This window comes from Citrobacter sp. JUb117, assembly GCF_024809055.1.
Classification (GTDB): Bacteria; Pseudomonadota; Gammaproteobacteria; order Enterobacterales; family Enterobacteriaceae; genus Citrobacter; species Citrobacter gillenii.
Genome location: NZ_JANUFB010000002.1, coordinates 301,730 through 319,692, shown reverse-complemented (window position 1 = coordinate 319,692; position 17,963 = coordinate 301,730). Strand labels below are relative to the sequence as shown.

The following is a 17,963-nucleotide window of genomic DNA, read 5'->3' as shown; positions in this document are numbered from 1 at the left end:
TCAATCTGTGAGTAAATTCACAGTATCTTAACAATGCGATAGCTATGATGACACTGTTTGTTGCGCTGTAACTACTATGTAACGGTGAATAATCACTTTCATCGAGGTGTGGGCGTCTTAAACAACAATTAAAGCCTGTTTTTGGAGCGTTGCCAGACACGGAAGAAATATTTTTAAAAGTGAGCTTCGGCGTTCAGTAACAGTTTAGTAACGTTCTGTCCCGCCGAGCATTTATCTCAAGTACTACCCTGCATAATAAAACCGGAGATACCATGAATAAGAAGGTGTTGACCCTGTCTGCTGTAATGGCAAGCATGTTATTCGGTGCGGCTGCGCACGCTGCTGATACCCGTATTGGTGTGACGATTTATAAGTATGACGATAACTTTATGTCTGTGGTACGTAAAGCAATCGAAAAAGATGCCAAAACGGCGCCAGATGTACAGCTGCTGATGAATGACTCCCAGAACGATCAGTCTAAACAAAACGATCAGATTGATGTGTTGCTGGCAAAAGGCGTGAAAGCTCTGGCGATCAACCTGGTTGACCCGGCAGCAGCGGGCACGGTCATTGAGAAAGCACGCGGTCAGAACGTTCCTATCGTGTTCTTCAACAAAGAGCCTTCTCGTAAAGCGCTGGACAGCTATGACAAAGCCTTCTACGTCGGTACTGACTCCAAAGAATCCGGCATCATTCAGGGCGATTTGATTGCTAAGCACTGGGCGGCAAACCCGAACTGGGACCTGAACAAAGACGGTAAAATTCAGTTTGTTCTGCTGAAAGGCGAGCCGGGACACCCGGATGCTGAAGCACGTACCACCTACGTGATTAAAGAGCTGAACGACAAGGGCATTAAAACTGAGCAGTTGCAGTTAGATACCGCTATGTGGGATACCGCTCAGGCGAAAGATAAAGTTGATGCGTGGATGTCCGGTCCAAATGCTAACAAAATTGAAGTCGTTATCGCGAACAACGACGCTATGGCAATGGGTGCGATAGAAGCGCTGAAAGCACACAACAAAACCAGCGTACCGGTATTTGGCGTGGATGCATTGCCAGAAGCACTGGCACTGGTTAAATCTGGCGCAATGGCCGGTACCGTGCTGAACGATGCTAACAACCAGGCGAAAGCGACTTTCGATCTGGCGAAAAACCTGGCAGCCGGCAAAGGCGCAGCGGATGGCACGACCTGGAAAATCGAGAATAAAATCGTTCGTATTCCTTACGTCGGCGTCGATAAAGATAATCTGGCAGAGTTCACTAACAAATAAATACTCCGTCTGTGGGCGCAATTTGGTTGCGCCCTTAATAACACGCTTTGCAAGGCCAACAAGGTATAATTATGGTCAGCACTAATACTCAGTCGTCAGGCGAATACTTGTTGGAAATGAGCGGCATCAACAAGTCCTTTCCGGGCGTTAAGGCTCTTGATAATGTTAATTTAAAAGTCCGCCCACATTCTATTCATGCCTTGATGGGCGAGAATGGTGCTGGAAAGTCGACATTATTAAAATGTCTTTTTGGGATCTATCAAAAAGATTCCGGCAGTATTTTATTTCAGGGTAAAGAAATCGATTTTCATTCTGCGAAAGAAGCGCTTGAAAACGGTATTTCAATGGTACACCAGGAATTAAACCTGGTTTTACAACGTTCTGTGATGGACAACATGTGGCTGGGGCGTTATCCCACCAAAGGCATGTTTGTCGACCAGGATAAAATGTACCGTGATACCAAAGCGATATTTGATGAGCTGGATATTGATATCGATCCGCGTGCGCGTGTCGGTACGTTATCGGTTTCACAAATGCAGATGATAGAAATTGCCAAAGCATTTTCGTATGACGCCAAAATCGTCATCATGGATGAACCGACCTCATCGTTAACCGAAAAAGAGGTTAATCATCTGTTCACCATCATCCGTAAGCTGAAAGAACGTGGCTGCGGTATCGTATATATTTCTCACAAAATGGAAGAAATCTTCCAGTTGTGCGATGAAATCACCGTCCTGCGCGATGGTCAGTGGATTGCCACCCAGCCGCTTGAAGGGCTGGATATGGATAAGATCATCGCCATGATGGTGGGACGTTCGCTGAACCAACGTTTCCCGGACAAAGAGAACACGCCTGGTGAAGTGATTCTTGAAGTACGCAATCTGACGTCGTTACGTCAACCGTCAATTCGTGATATCTCTTTTGATCTGCATAAAGGGGAAATCCTCGGTATTGCCGGTTTAGTCGGCGCAAAACGCACGGATATCGTTGAAACCCTTTTTGGTATTCGTGAAAAATCATCGGGTACGATTACGCTCCACGGCAAAAAAATTAATAACCACAGCGCCAATGAAGCCATTAACCATGGTTTTGCGCTGGTCACGGAAGAGCGCCGTTCAACCGGTATTTATGCCTATCTGGATATTGGATTTAACTCGTTAATATCCAATATTCAGAACTATAAAAACAAAGTGGGTCTGTTGGATAATTCCCGCATGAAGAGCGATACCCAATGGGTTATTGACTCAATGAGGGTAAAAACACCGGGCCATCGTACGCAAATTGGTTCCCTGTCCGGTGGTAACCAGCAAAAGGTGGTTATTGGTCGTTGGTTGTTAACGCAGCCAGAGATACTGATGCTGGATGAACCCACGCGAGGAATCGACGTTGGTGCAAAATTTGAAATTTATCAGTTAATTGCAGAACTGGCGAAAAAGGAGAAGGGGATTATTATCATCTCCTCTGAAATGCCGGAACTGCTGGGTATTACCGATCGTATTCTGGTTATGAGCAATGGTCTCGTGGCTGGAATTGTTGACACAAAAACAACAACGCAAAACGAAATCCTCCGTCTTGCGTCTTTGCACCTTTAAGATTAGGGGCTCCTCATGAGTGCGTTAAATAAGAAAAGTTTTCTTACTTACCTGAAAGAAGGCGGAATTTACGTTGTTCTTTTAGTTCTGCTGGCCATTATTATTTTCCAGGACCCCACATTCTTAAGTTTACTGAACTTGAGTAACATTCTGACCCAATCCTCGGTGCGTATTATTATCGCGCTGGGCGTAGCCGGACTGATTGTTACCCAGGGTACTGACCTGTCAGCCGGGCGTCAGGTTGGCCTGGCGGCGGTGGTTGCCGCAACGTTGCTGCAATCTATGGAGAACGCCAACAAGGTGTTCCCGGAAATGGCCACCATGCCGATCATCGTGGTGGTACTGATTGTTTGTGCCATCGGTGCCATTATCGGCCTGGTGAACGGTATCATCATTGCTTACCTGAACGTGACGCCGTTTATCACTACCCTTGGTACGATGATCATCGTGTACGGGATCAACTCACTGTATTACGATTTCGTTGGGGCATCGCCTATTTCTGGCTTTGACAGCGGGTTCTCCACCTTTGCGCAGGGCTTTATTGCGCTGGGGAGTTTCCGACTCTCCTACATCACCTTCTATGCGCTGATTGCGGTGGCCTTTGTTTGGGTATTGTGGAACAAGACCCGCTTCGGTAAAAACATTTTTGCCATTGGCGGTAACCCGGAAGCGGCGAAAGTGTCGGGTGTTAACGTTGCGCTGAACCTGCTGATTATCTATGCGCTGTCCGGGGTGTTCTATGCCTTCGGTGGTTTGCTGGAAGCAGGGCGTATCGGCTCGGCAACCAACAACCTCGGCTTTATGTATGAGCTTGATGCCATTGCGGCCTGTGTCGTGGGCGGCGTGTCGTTCAGTGGTGGGGTCGGTACCGTCTTTGGCGTAGTGACCGGTGTGATAATCTTCACCGTCATCAACTATGGCCTGACCTACATCGGCGTGAACCCTTACTGGCAGTACATCATTAAAGGCGGCATTATTATCTTCGCCGTGGCGCTGGACTCACTGAAATACGCGCGTAAGAAGTAACGATAGACAACAAAAAGCCCGGGGCAGAGAAATGACTGCACCGGGCTTTTTGTTACTTGTGTTACAGCGTTACTGCATGTGCTTTCTCACCTGTTTTGAATTTGACCTCGCCTAAATCAATGCAGGCGACCGGACAAACGTGACCACACAGCAAGCAGCCGACGCATTTTTCCGTGTCGCAGTGCGGTGTACGGGTCTGCTCATCCCACTCCATCGCCTGATGCCCGCCGTCATAGCAGGAGATATAGCAGCGTCCGCAGCCGACGCATTTTTCGAGGTTGATATGGGGGTAGACGATGTAACTACGGTCAAGATCTTCAGCCGGAATAATATTGGCATTGGCAAGACCGACCATCTCTTCCAGTGAGTTAATCCCCTGATCGGCAAGATAGTGTGACAGTCCGCTGGTCATATCTTCCACAATACGGTAGCCGTACTGCATGATCCCGGTGGTGACCTGCAGCGTGGCTGCGCCTAACAGCAAGAATTCGGCGGCATCTTCCCAGGTTTCAATACCGCCAATGCCGCTAATCGGGAAATCATGCAGTTCTGGGTGCGAACGCAGTTGTTGGATAAAACGCAGTGCGATGGGTTTTACCGCCTTGCCAGAATAGCCAGAAATACTGGATTTCCCGTTGACCACCGGCATGCCGATCTTCCGCTTCAGGTCGATATTGGTGATGGATTTTACGGTGTTAATGGTCGCGATACCGTCAGCGCCTCCGTGTTTAGCCGCCAGAGCGACTTCGCACATATCACCGATATTTGGCGTCATTTTGGCTAACATCGGTAGGGAGGAACCGCGTTTAACTGCCCGACAGTATTTCTCAACCAGCTCCGGGCTTTGCCCGACATCGCTGCCCATCGCATGTGAAGTCATCTGCGGACACGAGAAGTTGCACTCAATCATATCCGCACCGGCTTCTTCAACCAGTCGTGCCAGCTCCTGCCATTGCTGCTCATTTTCGCCCATGATTGACGCAATCAGCACCTTATCAGGGTAATGTTGTTTCAGTTTACGAATGGCGGCCAGGTTCTCTTCCAGCGGATGTTCGGCAATCTGCTCCATATTCTTGAAGCCAATAAAGCCGGTATCTTCTTTTGTCAGATGGTCAAATCGTGGGGAGACTTCGTTGGCAATAAAAAAACCAATTGTTTTAAACACAATGCCGCCCCAGCCGGTGTCATAGGCTTTGGCGCACATCTCAAAGCAGTTGCCTACCGGAGAAGAAGAGAGGCAAAACGGGTTGGGGAATTTTACGCCGCAAAAGGTAATAGAAAGATCTTTCGTTAACATGAGCAAGCCCCCTCTAAATAGTGATGAATTGCCTGAGCGGCTTCTTTACCGGTTTTCACGGCAGACACCACGGTTTTATCTCCTTTGACAATATCGCCAGCGGCGAAAATAACCGGATCGGCGGTTTGATAATTATGGGTTTCAATAAGATTACGTTGCGCTGTTAACGCGTGAAATGCATCCAACTGCGCGTGTTGGCCGACGGCGAGAATAATATGCTCGGCTTCAAGAGAGAGTTCCCCTGGCAGACGCACGTGTTTAAAGGTGACTTTATTTCCGGCAACCGCTACCGGCGTAAAACCGTCGATGATCGACACGCCTAATGCCTGCGTGCTGGTAAACTCTTTGTCACTGGCGGGAAATTCAGCTAATTCTTCACGAGCGACACAGGTAACTGACGGGCAGCCGAGGAGTTTCAGCGTGCTGGCGACATCCATGGCGACATCGCCCCCGCCGATAATTAACGCACTCTGCGGTAAGGTGATATCACCGTGCGCCTGTCGCACGCGTTGCAGGAAATCGACGGCAATCTCAACGTTATCCGCCTCGTCAAACAATGGCAGGGTTGAACCGTAAGACATCCCAACAGTCACCAGCACGGCGCGATTTTCAGCTTTGAGTTGTTCGACGGCGATCGTGTTGCCGACTTCGCAATCGCACTTGATGGTGACGCCCATTTCAACGATACGAGCAATCTCAAGATCCAAAACAGACTGGGGCAGGCGAAACTCAGGAATGCCAAAGCGTAGCCAGCCACCCGGCTGAGCCTGCTTTTCGTAGATCGTTACGTCATAACCCAGGTTACTCAACGTCACGCTGGCCTGCAACCCAGCTGGCCCTGCGCCGATAATGGCGACTTTGCCACGTGTTTTAGTTGCCGGTTGATAAATTTTCATCGCAGTCTGCTGTTCAAAATCGGTAATAAAACGTTGCAGCTGTGCAATATCGATCGGTTTATCTATTCCTGAGCGCGTACATCCACGCTGGCATAATTTTTCGGTGGGGCATACCCGAGCACAAATGGCGCCGAGCGCATTATTTTCGCGAATAGTTTCGGCTGCCCCCTTAAAATTGCGAAAATAGATAGAGCGGATAAATTTCCCTGGGTCAGTTTGTGCCGGACAATCCTGACTACAGGGGGCATCGTGACATAATAAACAGCGCGAGGCCTCTTTTATTGCTAATAAGGGGGTGAAAGCGGGCGTTAGCTCATCCAGATAATTTTGTTGTGGCATCTTTTCTTCCTTAATGCTTGAGTAAATTAAGGCGAACTGTTAATAACAAAATATAAAAATAAAAAAGCCTTTCTTAAGGCTAAGCATTGCAGGAAGAGTATTCTGTGAAAGGTTTCACAAATAAAAGATGGTGTGAGGGAAATGCCGATAAGCAGCATTAATCCCTTATGTTAAAATAGGAATTATTATCATAATATTAGCTATTCTCAAGCGCTAATATTAATAACTGGATTTTATCGATAAAAGATTAAATAAATCACCATGCCAAAAGATAAACATCCGCATCCGGCGTAAACAAGAACGTATGACCAGAATTGCAGCGGTTCTTGATGACGATAGGCATAAACGGGTTCACGGGCGTTCTTCTTTATTTTATCCACCGCACCTGTACGCCAGCCCTTCCAGGCTTCACGAAAACAAAATACAGGGATTAACAGAAAGGCTAAAACGACGAAGAGGGTTTGCACATCCATGCTTATTTTCCTTGTTTCTTTTGTAATTCTAACAATTGTTCAGGCGTGACCGCCGGGTAGCCCTGCGCATCATCCGGAACCTGGTGCAGGGCCGGGATGGGCACCAGCGGACCTAAAAAACGCGGCTCACGTTTAAAAAGATAGAGATCGGCCAGGGCGCCAAAACGTGCGCCAAATTCGCGTACGCGTACGGTCAGCATATCTTTTGGTGACGGTACCGCGTAGCACTGGGCTTGAATGCCCATATGCAGCGCAATAAACAACGCGCGCTCGCAGTGGAATCGCTGAGTGATAATGATGAAATCGTTGGTATCAAATACTTTGCGGGTGCGCACAATGGAGTCAAGTGTACGGAAACCGGCGTAGTCAAGCACGATGTCGGCAGGATCGACGCCAGCGGCAATCAGATCTTTACGCATCGTCATCGGTTCGTTGTAGTTTTGCTGGGCATTGTCGCCGCTGAGCAGCAGATAATTCACCTTACCGCTGTTATACGCGTTTAATGCGCCCTGAATGCGGTAGCGGTAATACTGGTTAATTACGCCGGTGCGATAGTATTTCGCGGTGCCTAATACCACGCCGACCTGACGGTAGGGTAAATCCTGCAATTCGTCGTAGATATAGGGTGCCGTCTTCCAGCTCATCCATCGGTCGAGGCCAAGCACCGTCAACAGCAGTAAGCCTATCAGGACTAACAAGCTGTAAAACACGCGCTTTAACATGTAGATAACTCGGCAATGGGATGGAATGTTAATCAGGCTACTGTACTCGACGGCGTAGCGCAAGAAACAGCAGTCTGATTGAGGGGATTTTCAGCAATACTGTTTAGAGCATGTAGGTCAGATAAGACGCTAACGCGTTGCCATCAGGCTATGGCGATAATGCCTGATGGCGGCGTTGGCTTATCCGGCCTACATGACGACCTTTTTACGCTAGCAAAACGCGCTCGATGCGGTTGCAGCCCAGAGCTTTCAGGGTAGCGGCAGTGGCATCCCACTGGATCAACGGCGCATCGGCTTTTTCTGCCAGTACGGCGCGTTGAATATCCGGATAATCGTAGCCGTTCAGATTCAACAGGTTTAATGCACCCTGCAGCGGAGGCAGAGTGGGGTTAAAGGCGGCGTTTTCAGCGTAGCTACCGCTGAAGATTTGACCGTCTTTGCATTCCAGTGCCACACCGCTTGGGGCGTTGCTGTACGGCATATGGCAGCGGTTGGCTGCGGCGATCGCCGCCTGCGTCAGCGCGTCACCTTGCAGCGCAAAGCCGTGATCCTGCTCATCCATCAGCAATGTTTTGATGTCGAGATCTTTCGGACCAAAAGCATCCGGCAGGTAGTCACGCAGCGGGTGCGGCTCACGACCCGGCAAATGAATGCGTAAATCCAGCCCGCTGTTCAGCTCGTTCATAAACTGACGGCAGTGGCCGCAGGGGGTGTAGTTGACGGTAATGGCGGCGAGTCCCTTTTCTCCGCGCAGCCAGGCGTGACTGATGGCGCTTTGTTCGGCATGAACGGTTTGCTGCATCGTCGCGCCGAGGAATTCCATATTGCCACCAAAATACCAGTTGCCACTGACGCCGCGCGCAATGGCACCAACGTTAAAATGGGACAGATCGGTACGTGCGCAGGCGGCAGCCAGCGGCAGCAGAGCGAATGCCAGCGCGTCTTCGTCCAGTCCCGATTCGCGTTTCAGCAAAGAGACCTGCTCCGCAGTCAACATGGCGGGGAAATGGACATCCGCCAGAAGGGGGGCCAGGGCTGATTGCACGTTACCCGCGAGTTGGGCGAAAGCAGTTTGAAAACGTGGATGCATGGCGATGCCTCATAACAATGTAATGGAATCGTAGTTTACGGGCCTGTTACGGCTTTATATGTGATCCAAATCTCACTGTGTATGCAACTCATGAAACTTAAATGAAAAATGTGCAACGCATCGCAAATAAATGAACTAAAAATGGCGCTAACCGACTACAGCCAGAATCACCGGGAACAGGAAGGGGGCCACCAGCGAGGTGATGATCCCGCAAATAACCAGTGCCAGGGAACTGAACGCACCTTCCTGGTAATCAAGCTCCGCGCAGCGTGCCGTACCCAGGGCGTGTGACGCGGTACCCATTGCCAGTCCACGCGCGGCCTTGGTGCGAATGCGCATCGCATTTAACAGTGTGTGGCCAAACACGGCACCCAGGATCCCGACAAAGATGACGCAGACGGCGCTGATAGCAGGAATACCGCCGATGCTACCCCCCACAGCCATGGCGATCGGCGTGGTGACCGATTTAGGCATTATAGATGCGGCAATTTCTGGCGATGCCCCCATCAGTAACGCAATAGTGGTCCCGGTGACCATCGCCACAATGCTACCGGCAAAGCAGATGGCAATAATGGATTTCCAGCGGGCGCGGATTTGGTGCAGCTGTTCGTACAGCGGGTATGCCAACGCGACCACGGCAGGTTGCAGTAAATCGTTCAGCACTTCGCTACCTTTGAAATAGTGATCGTAGGGAATGCCGGTCAGGATCAGAAAAGGAATAATCACCACCATGGCAACCAGCAGCGGGTTTAGCAGCGGCATTTTGATCTGCATTGCCAACTTACGTGCGCCAAAAAATACCGCCAGCGTGAGGGGTAACGACCACCAGATATACGCCATCATTCTTTTGACCCTTTTTGCCCAACGATTTTGCGTTCACCGTGCACAAGGTGTGAGCTCCAACTCACCACCAGGAAAACGACCAGCGTACTGATGGTGCAGGACACCACGACCGGTCCAAATTGCGCGCGCAGCAAGTCAAAGTACTGCATGATCCCGACGCCAATCGGGACAAACAGCAGCGCCATGTAACGAATCAGGACGTAGCAACCGGGGTTAACCCATTTCGCTGGCAGTATCTGTAATGCCAGCAGAACAAACAGAATCAGCATGCCAATAATGCTACCCGGGATGGTGATAGGCAGCAGTGAGGCAAGAAAAATACCCGCATACAGGCAGGCATAAATCAGGATAAACGCGCGTAAATATTGCCAGATAATGTTCAGTGACTTGCTCATAGTAGAAACCCTTGACGAGACCTATTCATCATACAATTAAACTCAAAAACGTGCTACCGATCACATCATGAATTCTAAGCATAGTGGAAATAGATAACTGGAACATCAGGCAATAGCCCCAATCGACAGGCTGACGCCTGTGTGCTGCTGACAGTGCTTTGATCTCTTGTACGGAGACGCTACCATAGCGCCTCTCTTTTTTGCAGGTAACAATATGCGTGTTTTACTGGCGCCGATGGAAGGCGTGCTCGACTCACTGGTGCGCGAGCTGCTGACTGAAGTTAATGATTATGATCTGTGTATCACCGAATTTGTGCGCGTGGTGGATCAGCTCCTGCCAGCAAAAGTATTTCATCGGATCTGCCCGGAGCTGCATAACAACAGCCGTACCCCATCCGGCACGCAGGTGCGCATCCAACTGCTGGGGCAGCATCCACAATGGCTGGCAGAGAACGCGGCCCGCGCGGTTGAGCTGGGGTCGTACGGTGTCGATCTGAACTGTGGCTGCCCGTCAAAACTGGTTAACGGCAGCGGTGGCGGCGCAACGCTATTGAAAGATCCTGAACTTATCTATCAGGGCGCGAAGGCGATGCGCGAGGCGGTGCCGGGGCATTTGCCGGTAACGGTGAAAGTGCGCCTGGGCTGGGACAGCAGCGACCGGCAGTTTGAAATCGCCGATGCCGTTCAGCAGGCGGGTGCCAGCGAACTGGCGGTTCATGGCCGCACCAAAGAGCAAGGGTATAAAGCGGAGCATATCAACTGGCAGGCTATCGGTGAGATCCGCCAGCGTCTTACGATTCCGGTTATCGCCAACGGTGAAATCTGGGACTGGCAGAGCGCGCAAAATTGTATGGCGGTCACCGGATGTGATGCGGTGATGATCGGACGCGGGGCGCTAAATATCCCGAACCTGAGTCGGGTGGTGAAATACAACGAACCGCGGATGCCGTGGCCCGACGTGGTGACATTACTGAAAAAATATACCCGTCTGGAAAAGCAGGGTGATACCGGGCTATATCATGTGGCGCGTATTAAGCAGTGGCTGGGATATTTACGCAAAGAATATGCCGAAGCGACGACGCTGTTTCAGGAGATTCGCGCTCTCAATAATTCACCGGATATCGCGCGGGCGATTCAGGCCATTGAGATTTAACCGGTCATTATATTACTGGCCGGAGACGGCGTTTACGCCGCCATCCGGCATTGATGTCAGAAAATCATCTTAAACACGCCAGTCACCACCAACAGTCCAATCAGAAAAATAATTAAAATAGCCCACAGCAGAATTTTCATTAGCCTTCCCTTTTTGGTAAGTTCAAATTTAGTATAGGAAACTATTGAAAACTCTGCCTGCAGGCACTGTTATGCCGGCTTACGTGCGCTGAGCAGAAACACCATCGGGCGCTCTTTCTCTTCATCCAGCGCGGGGTTGGCGGCAATCTGTTCAGCAGACGGTCCCCACTCATCAACACAGACAATCTCAAACCCGGCGCCAATCAGCGCGTTGATCCAGGTTGCCAGCTTGCGGTGTTGTTTTTTTACCCCTTCAGCAAACCAGTTGCTGATGCGTTCACCTTCCTGCTGATAGTGATTCACCGGCCAGGAGAGTTGCCCGGTTTTGTCTTTTATCCAACCCTGGGTGAGGGGCGCAGTATAAATCGGATGTTCTGCCGAAAAGACCAACATTCCGCCTGGTGTTAACGCCTGGTAAATGGTTACCAATAATCGCTCTATATCCTGCAAATAATGCAAGGCGAGCGAGCTATAAACCAGCTCAAAGGAATCCGCGGCCAACGTCAGCGCGTCAAGATCTTCGCGCTGGTACGAAATACCCTCTCCGGTGGTCATGTTGCGAGCCTGGGTTAACATTTTCTCTGAAATATCTAAGCCCACGACGCTTGCCGCGTGGTTATCGCGTGCGTAGCGGCAAAACCAGCCGTATCCGCAGCCTAGATCGAGAATGCGCTGACCTTGTAACGGAGGGAGCATGGCCTGTAATGCTGGCCATTCGGGCGCGCCGTCGAGTCCTTTTACGGAGCGGTCCAGCGTGGCATATCCGGCAAAGAAGTGCGGATCATCATAGATATTTTGTGACATCGTGCCTCCATTCATAAATTATTAGAATTATTTTATCCGTATTATTAAACGGGAATATATTTTTCTAATTATATATTTTGATGTCCAAAGATGTATTGCCACGCGTAACTAAAAAAGCATCTGCGACAAGTCGTACTCTTTGCACATCATTTCTTACCAGTATATCCCCATGAATCGTAATTCTGTGCTTCTTGCAGCGGCATGCTTGCCGCTTTTTATTCTGCTGCCCGGTTGTGCCCCAATGCACGATACCCGCCAGTCGCTCTCACAGCAGACGCCCGCTGAAAATGTGGATTCTGCGTTACCCGCGGCATTAAAAAATGGTTGGCCGGATAGCCAATGGTGGAAGGCATATCACGATCCCCAGTTGAATGCGTTGATTGACAGTACATTAAAGAATTCGCCTGATATGCAGGTGGCAGAGCAGCGTATCCAACTGGCAGAGGCGCAGGCGAAGGCCGTTGAGGCGCAGGATGGTCCGCAGATTGATTTCTCGGCAGACGTCGAGCGCCAGAAAATGTCGGCAGAAGGCTTGATGGGACCGTTTGCCCTCACCGATCCGGCGGCGGGCACCACCGGGCCGTGGTACACCAATGGCACCATGGGATTAACCGCTGGCTGGAACCTGGATCTGTGGGGTAAGAATCGGGCGGAGGTAACAGCACGCATTGGTGCAGTCAAAGCGCGTGAAGCTGAGCGCGAGCAAACCCGACAGCTTTTGGCGAGCGGTGTCTCCCGCTTATACTGGGAATGGCAGACGCAGGCGGCGCTGAAGACCGTGCTGACGCAAATCGAAACCGAGCAGCAAAATGTGATTACCGTCGATCGCGAGCTGTACCAAAACGGGTTGACCTCCTCGGTAGAAGGCGTTGAAACCGATATTGATTCCGGTAAAACGGAGCAGCAACTCAACGACGTCAACGGGAAAATGAAGGTCATCGAGGCGCGGTTGAGCGCGCTGACCAACACGCAGTCCACCTCGCTGAAGCTGCATGCCACCACGATGCCGGTCGTCGAAAGCCAGTTGCCGTCCCAGTTAGGTTATTCCTTGCTGGCCCGCCGACCAGACCTGCAGGCGGCTCACTGGTACATTGAATCTTCTCTGAGCAGTATTGATGCGGCAAAAGCGGCATTTTATCCCGACGTTAACCTGATGGCCTTCCTGCAGCAGGATGCTTTACATCTGAGCGATCTGTTCCGCCATTCTGCCCAACAAATGGGGGTCACCGCCGGATTAACGCTCCCGATCTTCGACAGCGGCAGGTTGAATGCGAATCTCGACATCACCAAAGCGCAAAGTAACCTGACCGTGGCCAATTACAATAAAGCGGTGGTTGATGCGGTGAATGATGTCGCGCGTGCGGCAACGCAGGTGGATACGCTGGCGCAGAAGAATCAGCATCAGCTGCAGATCGAACATGACGCGCAGCGGGTAGTGGGGCTTGCGCAGGCGCGGTTCAACGCCGGGATTATCGCCGGCTCCCGCGTCAGTGAGGCAAAAATTCCGGCACTGCGTGAACAGTGTAACGGCCTGATACTACAAGGTCAGTGGCTGGATGCGTCTATTCAGCTCACCAGCGCCCTGGGTGGCGGATACCACGCATCCTGAGAGTCTGGCCCGGCAGATTCAGGCTGTCGGGTCGGTTTTTTGTTTATTGCGCCGTTTCATCCACCAGCGGACCGCCACCACCAGCCCAACAACCAGAATCAGCCATACCCCATGCTTGATATGCTGGTCGAGACTGTGCAGCCACGGCGCGACCACTTCTCCACCCACATAACCAAGGGTAGTAAACAGCAATGCCCAGACCAGTGCGCCGAGAATATTCAGCGGTAAAAAGATTTTCGGCGGCAGGTGACTGGCACCAATCAGCAAGGGGCCAATGACCCGAAAGCCATACATAAAACGTGTCCCGACCACGAACAGGTATGGGCGCCGCTGGATCATTTTCTGTGCATACTGAATTTTTGCCCGATGACGCGAGAAGCGACGGAGAATGTTGCCGCCGTAACGACGACCAAGCAGATACAGCAACTGATCGCCAATCATTCCCCCCAGCGCGACAGAGACAACAACCAGCGGAAATTTGAGTAATCCCTGATGCGCCGCCACACCGCCCAACAGGGTAATGGTTTCGCCTTCGGCCAGGCTGCCAATGATGAGCGCCGCATAGCCGTACTGGGCAATAAGATTGTTTATATCCATACGTCTGTATGACCTCCACAACCATTAGCATACACCTGATGAATTGTTGATGCCGGAAAAGCCGTCACCCAGCGCATCGGTATTTTTACCGTGTACATAAAATAATCAAAAGCTGAATTATACTTGAAGTGTTGAGGTCCGGAGCTGACAAGAAGGGGGCGGTATGAACCATGTCTGGGGGCTATTTTCCCATCCCGATCGTGAAATGCACGTGATCAACAGCGAAAACGAAAGTGTTTCGCATCACTATACCCACCATGTTCTGCTGATGGCGGCCATCCCGGTCATTTGCGCATTTATTGGCACCACGCAAATTGGCTGGAGTTTTGGCGACGGCAACGTATTGCAGTTATCCCTGTTGACCGGATTTGCGATGGCAATTCTGTTTTACGGTGTGATGCTGGCCGGCGTGGCCGTGATGGGCAGGGTTATCTGGTGGATGGCACGTAACTATCCGCAGCGTCCGTCGCTGGCACATTGCATGGTCTTTGCCGGCTATATCGCCACACCGCTGTTTTTAAGTGGGTTGGTGGCGCTGTATCCGCTGGTCTGGCTGTGTGCCTTAGTCGGAACTGTCGCGCTGTTTTACACCGGCTATTTGCTGTATCTCGGCATCCCGACATTCCTGAATATCAGCAGAGAGGAAGGACTCAGCTTTTCCAGCTCAACGCTGGCAATTGGCGTCCTGGTGCTCGAAGTTCTGCTGGCGATTACGGTTATCCTGTGGGGGTACGGATACCGATTGTTCTAAGCTAACAACCTGTCTACTCTGCGTTGCTGGTGTAAAAGCCAGCAACGCAGCATTTCGAGATGATTCTCCGGTGGCGGCAATGCTGCCGGGTGGTTATGATGCCTGCGCTAGCTTGAGATTATTCTCTATCTCGGGCGGTGTGCGTTGTGACGTGCGTGAACCATTATCAGAAATCTCATCATGCTTAAATTTCGAGTTTCATTATTAAGCCTTGCCCTGGTGCTGGCAGTTCCTTTTGCACCCCAAGCCGTGGCGAAAACGGCGGCTACCGCAGCGGCCTCTCAACCCGAGATTGCGTCTGGTAGTGCGATGATTGTTGATTTGAATACCAATAAGGTCATCTATTCGAACCATCCGGACCTTGTGCGTCCGATTGCGTCGATCACCAAATTAATGACGGCGATGGTGGTGCTGGATGCACGACTGCCGCTGAACGAAAAGCTGAAAGTAGACATCAGCCAGACGCCAGAAATGAAAGGCATCTATTCTCGTGTACGGCTGAACAGTGAAATCAGCCGCAAAGACATGCTACTGCTGGCGCTGATGTCATCGGAGAACCGTGCGGCGGCAAGCCTGGCGCATCATTATCCTGGCGGTTATAACGCGTTTATCAAAGCGATGAATGCCAAAGCGAAATCACTGGGGATGACTAAGACCCGCTTTGTGGAACCGACAGGGTTATCCATTCATAACGTGTCGACCGCCCGTGACCTCACTAAATTACTGATTGCCAGCAAACAGTATCCGCTGATTGGTCAGTTAAGTACCACGCGTGAAGACATGGCCACCTTTGCCAACCCGGCCTATACGCTGCCGTTCCGCAACACCAACCATCTGGTGTATCGCGATAACTGGAATATCCAGCTCACCAAAACCGGCTTTACCAACGCGGCGGGTCACTGTCTGGTGATGCGCACGGTCATCAACAACAAACCGGTGGCGCTGGTGGTGATGGATGCGTTTGGTAAATACACCCATTTTGCCGATGCCAGCCGTTTACGTACCTGGATAGAAACGGGCAAGGTGATGCCGGTTCCGGCGGCGGCACTGAGCTATAAAAAGCAAAAAGCCGCACAGATGGCGGCGACGGGTGAACAAACTGCGCAGAACGATTAAACCGTAGGCCGGGCAAGCGAAGCGCCCCCGGCAACGTGCCCGATGGCGCTTACGCTTATCGGGCCTACGATTCTTTCCAGAACTTCTGTTTACTGGTTTTACCGATCCCTGGGTTCATGCTGTTGGTCGGATCGTTGGCGCGATAAAAACGCGTCAAGGTTTCCGGCGCTTTGTACAGGTGTCCCACATTGTGCTCTGCCGGGTACTGCGCCCCGCGAGCCTGCAACAGTTCCAGCATTTGCTCTTTCAGCGCATGCGCATCCACACCTTTCTTCACAATGTAATCCTGATGGAAGACATAGCACATAAAGTGTCCGTAATAGAGCTTATGCACCAGCTTACTGTCGATCTCGGGCGGCAGATGCTCATACCATTCCGTGTCGTTACGGCGCAACGCAATATCCAGCGCCAGAATATCTTCGACCTCATCGGCATGGACGGCCTGATAGCGAATCGCCGCTCCGGCTGCAGCAAAGCGGTGTAAAAAGGCTTTACTGCCTTCTTCCGGCGTACAGGCAAAGAAATCGCCCTCGGCCGTTTTGAAAAACTCGGTCAACCAGCTTTGTGCTTCGGCCACGCCGCCACCGGCCATTTTTAACAGCAGGTGGTGTTCGTATTTATCGCGCCAGCTTTTCATCCGCGCCGGTAAATGGCTGGGGAATAAATGGCCAAATTTCTGCATGGCACGGTCGGTAAAGTGCGGGCGGAAAATTTTCACTTTTTCCAGCATCGCGTCGGTGCGACCTTTCAGGGTAAAGAAGAACGGCATTTTGTCGGTGCCGAGCTTGTCTATCATCAGAAACGTATCTTTGCCGTACTGCTCGGCGATATCGTAGATATCACGGTGCATGTACTCGCCGGCGACCGGCAGGTGTTCGAACTTTGCCAGAATATGACGGCGGATCTCCGTCAGCACCTCTGGCTGATTGGTACCGATATAAAACACCTGCTGATTTTTCTCGGCTTCAAAGGTGTCGAGGCGCACCGCAAACACCGCCAGTTTTCCCGCGCAGCCGGAAGATTCAAACAGCCGGTCCGGGTCGGCGTTATAGCGTGCGGGGGTATCGGCTTCGATATCTCTGACGCGGGTAACGTAATCGTGATCGTGCGCGTGACGCCCGTCGTGATGCACATCGTCATCTTTAATGCGTTCGTCATCAAGTTTGCTGAGGATCTGCTCCGGCGTCTGGCCAAGTTCGATACCCAGATGGTTGACCAGCTGTAATTTGCCTTGTTCGTCAATTCGCGCAAACAGCGACATCTCGGTATATGCCGGGCCGCGCTGTACCAACGAGCCGCCGGAGTTGTTGCAAATCCCACCAATCACCGATGCGCCAATGCATGAAGAGCCAATCACCGAATGCGGTTCGCGACCAAATGGCTTGAGTGCTTTTTCCAGCGAATAGAGCGTGGTGCCGGGATACGCCAGAACCTGTTCGCCTTTGCCGATGACGTGCAGTTTGTCGAGGCGCAGGGTGCTGATAATAACAATCTCGCGATCGTAGTCATTGCCGCTGGGCGTAGAGCCTTCGGTTAGCCCGGTGTTGGCGGCCTGCATCAGGATAATTTTGTCGGCGACGACGCAGGCGTTCAGCACACGCCACAGTTCCAGCAATGAGCCAGGAAAGACAACGGCTAACGCCTCGCCCTGACCTGAGCGGAAGCCCTTGCGATAGCGGGCCGTTTTAGACGGTTCGGTAAGCAGGTGCGAATGACCCACCAGACGGGCCAGTTCGTTAAGCAACGCTTTATTATCGGTTGTTGTAATGGAAGACATTCTCCACTCCTTGTGGTGGGCAAAAATATCAGAAACAAGCATAGCGCTCTGTATGACAATACGCTTTCTCAT

Annotated in this window: 18 protein-coding genes; 7 read left to right on the top strand and 11 right to left on the bottom strand. The window is 51.3% G+C overall.

Annotated elements, in window-relative coordinates; all coding sequences use genetic code 11:
* Positions 1-272: 272 nt before the first annotated feature.
* The 3 genes from mglB to mglC all read left to right on the top strand — a co-directional run bounded on the left by mglB (position 273) and on the right by mglC (position 3,889).
* Complete coding sequence (gene mglB, locus M2374_RS05415) at positions 273-1,271, top strand: galactose/glucose ABC transporter substrate-binding protein MglB (RefSeq protein WP_096756485.1); 999 nt, start codon at positions 273-275, stop codon at positions 1,269-1,271.
* Between the two features lie 71 nt (positions 1,272-1,342).
* Positions 1,343-2,863, top strand: a complete 1,521-nt coding sequence (gene mglA / locus M2374_RS05410; RefSeq protein ID WP_096756486.1) for a galactose/methyl galactoside ABC transporter ATP-binding protein MglA — start codon at positions 1,343-1,345, stop codon at positions 2,861-2,863.
* A 15-nt stretch (positions 2,864-2,878) separates the two neighbouring features.
* On the top strand, positions 2,879-3,889 hold the full coding sequence (gene mglC, locus M2374_RS05405) for a galactose/methyl galactoside ABC transporter permease MglC (protein ID WP_115258030.1): 1,011 nt from the start codon (positions 2,879-2,881) through the stop codon (positions 3,887-3,889).
* Between the two features lie 61 nt (positions 3,890-3,950).
* On the opposite strand, the gene preA is transcribed toward mglC, so the two are convergent.
* The 7 genes from preA to M2374_RS05370 all read right to left on the bottom strand — a co-directional run bounded on the left by preA (position 3,951) and on the right by M2374_RS05370 (position 9,944).
* A complete protein-coding gene (preA, locus tag M2374_RS05400; RefSeq protein WP_181540642.1) occupies positions 3,951-5,186 on the bottom strand; it encodes an NAD-dependent dihydropyrimidine dehydrogenase subunit PreA in 1,236 nt (411 codons plus the stop codon).
* Positions 5,180-6,421, bottom strand: coding sequence for an NAD(P)-dependent oxidoreductase (locus tag M2374_RS05395; RefSeq protein ID WP_181540643.1), 1,242 nt, complete (start codon positions 6,419-6,421; stop codon positions 5,180-5,182). The genes preA and M2374_RS05395 overlap by 7 nt, the downstream gene beginning before the upstream one ends.
* 233 nt (positions 6,422-6,654) lie before the next feature.
* A complete protein-coding gene (locus tag M2374_RS05390) occupies positions 6,655-6,894 on the bottom strand; it encodes a DUF2542 family protein (protein ID WP_096756490.1) in 240 nt (79 codons plus the stop codon).
* 2 nt (positions 6,895-6,896) lie between these two features.
* Complete coding sequence (gene sanA, locus M2374_RS05385) at positions 6,897-7,616, bottom strand: outer membrane permeability protein SanA (RefSeq protein ID WP_117343464.1); 720 nt, start codon at positions 7,614-7,616, stop codon at positions 6,897-6,899.
* A gap of 205 nt (positions 7,617-7,821) precedes the next feature.
* Positions 7,822-8,706: a cytidine deaminase gene (gene cdd, locus M2374_RS05380; protein ID WP_181688939.1), complete on the bottom strand. Its 885-nt coding sequence runs from the start codon at positions 8,704-8,706 to the stop codon at positions 7,822-7,824.
* Between the two features lie 147 nt (positions 8,707-8,853).
* Positions 8,854-9,549, bottom strand: coding sequence for a CidB/LrgB family autolysis modulator (locus tag M2374_RS05375; protein ID WP_181688940.1), 696 nt, complete (start codon positions 9,547-9,549; stop codon positions 8,854-8,856).
* A complete protein-coding gene (locus M2374_RS05370; protein WP_096756494.1) occupies positions 9,546-9,944 on the bottom strand; it encodes a CidA/LrgA family protein in 399 nt (132 codons plus the stop codon). Before M2374_RS05370 ends, M2374_RS05375 begins: the two co-directional genes overlap by 4 nt.
* A gap of 214 nt (positions 9,945-10,158) precedes the next feature.
* Here M2374_RS05370 and dusC point away from each other — a divergent pair, with 214 nt between their 5' ends.
* Positions 10,159-11,097: a tRNA dihydrouridine(16) synthase DusC gene (gene dusC / locus M2374_RS05365; protein WP_115258034.1), complete on the top strand. Its 939-nt coding sequence runs from the start codon at positions 10,159-10,161 to the stop codon at positions 11,095-11,097.
* A 56-nt stretch (positions 11,098-11,153) separates the two neighbouring features.
* Here dusC and yohP read toward each other — a convergent pair whose 3' ends face one another.
* Complete coding sequence (gene yohP, locus M2374_RS05360; RefSeq protein ID WP_000698460.1) at positions 11,154-11,237, bottom strand: small membrane protein YohP; 84 nt, start codon at positions 11,235-11,237, stop codon at positions 11,154-11,156.
* 69 nt (positions 11,238-11,306) lie between these two features.
* Entirely contained in the window at positions 11,307-12,041 is a 735-nt protein-coding gene (locus tag M2374_RS05355; RefSeq protein ID WP_174360416.1) for a class I SAM-dependent methyltransferase, read from the bottom strand.
* Positions 12,042-12,210: 169 nt separating this feature from the next.
* Here M2374_RS05355 and mdtQ point away from each other — a divergent pair, with 169 nt between their 5' ends.
* Positions 12,211-13,650: a multidrug resistance outer membrane protein MdtQ gene (mdtQ, locus tag M2374_RS05350; protein WP_117343469.1), complete on the top strand. Its 1,440-nt coding sequence runs from the start codon at positions 12,211-12,213 to the stop codon at positions 13,648-13,650.
* An 18-nt stretch (positions 13,651-13,668) separates the two neighbouring features.
* Here mdtQ and M2374_RS05345 read toward each other — a convergent pair whose 3' ends face one another.
* On the bottom strand, positions 13,669-14,247 hold the full coding sequence (locus M2374_RS05345; protein ID WP_115258037.1) for a DedA family protein: 579 nt from the start codon (positions 14,245-14,247) through the stop codon (positions 13,669-13,671).
* Positions 14,248-14,410: 163 nt separating this feature from the next.
* Between M2374_RS05345 and M2374_RS05340 the strand changes: the two genes are divergently transcribed.
* Both M2374_RS05340 and pbpG read left to right on the top strand, forming a co-directional pair.
* Positions 14,411-14,998: a Yip1 family protein gene (locus M2374_RS05340; protein WP_181688941.1), complete on the top strand. Its 588-nt coding sequence runs from the start codon at positions 14,411-14,413 to the stop codon at positions 14,996-14,998.
* Positions 14,999-15,178: 180 nt separating this feature from the next.
* On the top strand, positions 15,179-16,114 hold the full coding sequence (pbpG, locus tag M2374_RS05335) for a D-alanyl-D-alanine endopeptidase (RefSeq protein ID WP_115258039.1): 936 nt from the start codon (positions 15,179-15,181) through the stop codon (positions 16,112-16,114).
* 64 nt (positions 16,115-16,178) lie between these two features.
* Here pbpG and dld read toward each other — a convergent pair whose 3' ends face one another.
* The gene (dld, locus tag M2374_RS05330) at positions 16,179-17,891 is read right to left on the bottom strand and encodes a D-lactate dehydrogenase (RefSeq protein WP_135911736.1); all 1,713 of its coding nucleotides are present in this window, start codon (positions 17,889-17,891) and stop codon (positions 16,179-16,181) included.
* Between the last annotated feature and the right edge of the window lie 72 nt (positions 17,892-17,963).

What these genes read in the sequence shown, in the direction of transcription:
- mglB (WP_096756485.1), top strand. Translation starts at nt 273, where the DNA reads ATGAATAAGAAGGTGTTGACCCTGTCTGCTGTAATGGCAAGCATGTTA.
- mglA (WP_096756486.1), top strand. Translation starts at nt 1,343, where the DNA reads ATGGTCAGCACTAATACTCAGTCGTCAGGCGAATACTTGTTGGAAATG.
- mglC (WP_115258030.1), top strand. Translation starts at nt 2,879, where the DNA reads ATGAGTGCGTTAAATAAGAAAAGTTTTCTTACTTACCTGAAAGAAGGC.
- preA (WP_181540642.1), bottom strand. Translation starts at nt 5,186, where the DNA reads ATGTTAACGAAAGATCTTTCTATTACCTTTTGCGGCGTAAAATTCCCC.
- M2374_RS05395 (WP_181540643.1), bottom strand. Translation starts at nt 6,421, where the DNA reads ATGCCACAACAAAATTATCTGGATGAGCTAACGCCCGCTTTCACCCCC.
- M2374_RS05390 (WP_096756490.1), bottom strand. Translation starts at nt 6,894, where the DNA reads ATGGATGTGCAAACCCTCTTCGTCGTTTTAGCCTTTCTGTTAATCCCT.
- sanA (WP_117343464.1), bottom strand. Translation starts at nt 7,616, where the DNA reads ATGTTAAAGCGCGTGTTTTACAGCTTGTTAGTCCTGATAGGCTTACTG.
- cdd (WP_181688939.1), bottom strand. Translation starts at nt 8,706, where the DNA reads ATGCATCCACGTTTTCAAACTGCTTTCGCCCAACTCGCGGGTAACGTG.
- M2374_RS05375 (WP_181688940.1), bottom strand. Translation starts at nt 9,549, where the DNA reads ATGATGGCGTATATCTGGTGGTCGTTACCCCTCACGCTGGCGGTATTT.
- M2374_RS05370 (WP_096756494.1), bottom strand. Translation starts at nt 9,944, where the DNA reads ATGAGCAAGTCACTGAACATTATCTGGCAATATTTACGCGCGTTTATC.
- dusC (WP_115258034.1), top strand. Translation starts at nt 10,159, where the DNA reads ATGCGTGTTTTACTGGCGCCGATGGAAGGCGTGCTCGACTCACTGGTG.
- yohP (WP_000698460.1), bottom strand. Translation starts at nt 11,237, where the DNA reads ATGAAAATTCTGCTGTGGGCTATTTTAATTATTTTTCTGATTGGACTG.
- M2374_RS05355 (WP_174360416.1), bottom strand. Translation starts at nt 12,041, where the DNA reads ATGTCACAAAATATCTATGATGATCCGCACTTCTTTGCCGGATATGCC.
- mdtQ (WP_117343469.1), top strand. Translation starts at nt 12,211, where the DNA reads ATGAATCGTAATTCTGTGCTTCTTGCAGCGGCATGCTTGCCGCTTTTT.
- M2374_RS05345 (WP_115258037.1), bottom strand. Translation starts at nt 14,247, where the DNA reads ATGGATATAAACAATCTTATTGCCCAGTACGGCTATGCGGCGCTCATC.
- M2374_RS05340 (WP_181688941.1), top strand. Translation starts at nt 14,411, where the DNA reads ATGAACCATGTCTGGGGGCTATTTTCCCATCCCGATCGTGAAATGCAC.
- pbpG (WP_115258039.1), top strand. Translation starts at nt 15,179, where the DNA reads ATGCTTAAATTTCGAGTTTCATTATTAAGCCTTGCCCTGGTGCTGGCA.
- dld (WP_135911736.1), bottom strand. Translation starts at nt 17,891, where the DNA reads ATGTCTTCCATTACAACAACCGATAATAAAGCGTTGCTTAACGAACTG.